This is a genomic window from Enterococcus italicus, from assembly GCF_023743875.1.
Lineage (GTDB): Bacteria > Bacillota > Bacilli > Lactobacillales > Enterococcaceae > Enterococcus_G > Enterococcus_G italicus.
On record NZ_JAMRVB010000001.1, the window covers coordinates 264,552 to 268,919 of the forward strand.

Below are 4,368 nucleotides of genomic sequence, written 5' to 3' on the forward strand. Positions count from 1 at the left end.
ATGGCATCTTTTGAAAAGGTAATATGGGAATCTTTGATGTTCAAGATTTGTTTGATGGAATGACTTGTCTTTTCATCCGTACATTTGATATTCTTAGTTATGGACATTTGGTTATCCTACTATGATTTTTTTGGCGATTTAATTATAGGACAACCAGATGTCTTTTTGTTATAAAAAAAATATTTGGCGTCACTACTTAGTTTGAGTAACAACACCAAATATTATAGAACCTGATTTGGTTGCTAGAAGTTGTTATCTACTAGCCAAATCATTCCTTTTTAGTAATTGTTATTCTATAATAATTACTATCAAAAAAAGTTTCGTTGATAAAAAAAAGATATTTTTGAATTATAGCAAAAAAAAAAATAGCAAAAATGGTTGTATTATCAAGGCTTAACGAACCTTTTTGTCTAAAAAGTCTTTAAAAAAAATCATAAATAATATTTACTTGTGTTTGAGCCGTTAGGTATTTTTAAGATTTACCCTAAAAAGGTGTATAATAACTTTGGTGCTTTTGAGGAAATTCAGATAGTTGTAGGTCGGAAATTGTCGGAAATTTTTTAAAGCACACAAAAGAAATTTTGGGGTGAGTACATGGAACAAAAACAAGCAAATGGGAAACAATTTTACAAACTCGCAAATTGGATTTCTTTACTTATATTGTTAGTTTCTTATTTGACACCGATCGCACAAGTAGGTGCAGTGACACAAGAGAATAAAGGCTTAACAATTACTTCAGCCAAGGCGGTTGATAGTAGTAATGAAATCAAACTTTCTGCAGATGTAACGAATGAGGACACAGAAAGTAAAACTTTTTCAGTGACTATCAGTCCAGAGAATAGTTTAGTTAAAGAAGAAAGTGTACCATTAAAAGACAAAACTGGCAATGAAATTGGGACGTATGAGGTTACTGGAACAAAAATAGCCTTTACCATTTCACCAAATGTCCAAACTTCTATTTCGTTAAACTTGGCATTAGCGAATGACAAGCTAACCAAGGTCGTCTTAACTAATAATGGAAAAGAAACCATTGTTCCATTAGAACAAGCTAATGTAAGCACCACGGATTCATCAAGTACCACGAATTCATCGAGCACCACAGATGCGAAAACTTCAGAAAGTACGAAAGAATTAACAACCGCTTCAAGTAGTGAAAAGACAAGCGAATCTACGAAAAGCTCAACTGAATCAACAACTCAATCTTCTGAAGAAGCAACAAAAAAAGCTGCAAAGACAATTGTGGCAGGTGCCCCTATTGATATTGCAACTGTTTTACCAGAAAGCTCAAAAGGAACAATTATTGATAGCTTTACAGTTAACTTTACAGATAATGATAGGAAACCAGTCGATCCTGAAAAGGTAACAACTGCAACCAATATTGCGATTAATTACAACTGGTCAATTCCTAACGAATTGTTAAATGACTACCAGTTAAAAAATGGAGACTATTTTACTTTTAAACTACCAAGTAATGTGACCTATTCTGCCGGTGGTGGTTCACTTGGAGATTACGGTTCATATACCATTGATAAGGATGGTTTAGTGACATTTACATTTAATGAAAAAGTTGAAGATGAAAGTGATATAGAAGGAACGTTCCATTACAACCAAGGAAAAATGAACGTGACTGAACCAGGAAAAATAGAAATTGTGATTCCAACGACAACTGGTACCCCTAGTCAACCAGTGATTGTTAATCCGACTGGAGGAACAGATATTTCCAAAAGTGGAAAAATTGATTCTGCTACGAATGGGAAAAACGTGACTTGGACTATCGATGCAAATACAAGTCAAAAAGAATTGAAGAATGCCTCAATTCAAGAAAATTTCCCTGCCGGTTTAACGTTGACTTCTAGCAAAGTGACATTGTTAAACGTTGGAATGGACGGTACAATTATTGGTGAAGGCGATACGCTTACACAAGGAACTGACTACACTATTGACAACAAAGGAAATGTAACGTTTATTGGAAATTATACGAATACACGCAAAGCCTTCCGTGTTACTTATGAAACTTCAATTGATGATTCTGCTAAAGCGGCTGATCCAAATAAACCTTATGATGGTGGGAAAGTTTCTTTCAAAAATAATGCAGTTCTTCAAAATGATGGCAACAATTCAATTCCTGCTGAAGCAACTGTAGAAACGACTTACGGAAAAATGATTGATAAAGCTGGTCAACAAGCTGGGGAAAAGCAACAGTTAAATTGGACCATTAAATTTAATCTTGGTGAAAAAGATCTGAAACCAGGAAATGCAGTCATTATAGATACATTGGATAAAAATTCATCCTATGTAAAAGATTCAATCGTTGTGAAAACTGTTAATGGTAAACCGGTAGATCCAAAAACTTATGAAGTAAGTTTCGATGATACAAAGAATCAGATGACAATTAACTTTAAAGAAGGATTAAAGGTAGGAATTATCGCTACCTATAAGAGTACGTATACTGCACCACTTTCGGCAGAAGGGCAAACTGTTAAAAATGAAGCTACTAGTGGAGGCGCTACAACAGGCGAAACTACCGGAAAGATTTCTCCAACTGGTGTAAAAAAAGAAATTAAAAATATTGACTACAATAAGCGCGAATTATCTTGGTCAATCACTTTTAACCAAGATCGCCAAAAATTTCATGATTTAAAAATTACCGATAATATGGGACTAGGTTTAAGCTTGATTTATCCAACAGATTTTACTGTAACAGATCTAGATACGAATCAAGTAGTATCAACGGATAAATACAAAATAAATCAAACAGCAGCATCTGCTACTGTAGGTGAGAATTTTGTTTTATCGTTTACTGATAAATTGACAGATGAAGAACATTCTCATGCGTATCGGATTAATTATAAAACAAAAGTTGATTATGATTTGATGACTAGTGGGAAATTTAAAAATAATGTTTCATATGATTGGATTGACATTAATAATCAACCTCATAATTCAAAGCAGGATATACCATTTAATCCAGTTTGGTTTGTAAAAGATGATGGTTTTAAAAATGGCAATTACAACGCAGTAACAAAAGAAATTACTTGGACAGTGGGTATCAACTTTCAATTACATGATTTAAAAAATGCATCAATCGTGGATTCTATAAAAAAGGGGCAAACATATGTAGATGGCAGTGCAGTTTTAAACAAAATAACATCTTTTGACGCTAAGGGTTATACCTTCGTTTCTACTTCTACCCCTGTAATGTTTGATGCAACAACACAAACACTTAGTACGAATCTTCCTGAAGACAATTCGGCTTACTTATTGATTTATAAGACGAGTGTTGATGGAACGATGATAACGTCTAGCTACAAAAATACAGCTACTTACACAAATAATGGCAACTCGAAAAATTTTGATGCGACAGTGTCCGTTAAAAATGGGGACGAGTTAATTTCTAAAGGCGGTACACAAAGTACAGATGATTCTTCTTTAGTTAATTGGACTCTTACATTGAATGCATCACAATCAACAATTTCAGATGCGTCGATTACTGATACACCATCAGCAAATCAAACAACTGATTTTTCAAGTATTAAGGTTCAACAAGCAGGAGTCAATACAGATGGTTCCCTTACAGGAAAACCATTAGATGGCAGCTCACCTTTAGTATTAGATACAGATTATTCAATAGAACAAGGTGAAAATGGAACATTTACGATTAAGTTCCTAAAAACGATTTCGAATGCGTATTATATTACGTATAATTCAATTATTGATTCAGATAAAGTGAATGACACATTGACTAACTCAGTAAACCTTTCTGGTAACGGAAAAACAAATATATCTGGCGACAAAACTGAAGAAGTTGATGTAATCAATAACGGGGGAAGTTCTTCTGGTTCGAATTACGAAATTGATGTCTTGAAAATAGACAAAGATACAGAAAAAGTTTTACCTGGAGCAACGTTTGAATTAACGAAAAAGAATAGTGACTTTAAGCAAGTAGCAACAACAAATGAGTCTGGCCAAATTAATTTTGGTAAATTAAAATCGGGCACGTATTATCTAAAAGAAATTACAGCACCTTCAGGATATGTTTTGTCAACTGAAGTAAAAACCATATTATTAAGTAAGACCTCAACAACCAATGGAAAGTTTGCAATTACCCAAGAAAATGAACAAATGACAGGCTCCGTAGAATTAACCAAGACAGATAGTGATACCAGCAAAGTATTATCTGGAGCTGTTTTCACATTATTTGATGAAACGAATCAAGTAGTGAAAGACGGACTAGTTACTGATAAAGATGGTAAAATTTCTGTTTCGAACTTGAAGCCAGGTAACTATTACTTCGCAGAAACAGCAGCGCCAGCCGGCTATGAATTTGACAAGGATAAGAAATATGAGTTCACCGTTGAATTACAAACG

General features: G+C 33.9%; 1 protein-coding gene. It reads left to right on the forward strand.

Going from position 1 to position 4,368, the window contains the following annotated elements:
• Positions 1 to 594 precede the first annotated feature (594 nt).
• On the forward strand, positions 595 to 4,368 hold a 3,774-nt coding region (locus NE257_RS01260), incomplete at its 3' end, for a collagen binding domain-containing protein (protein WP_251885615.1).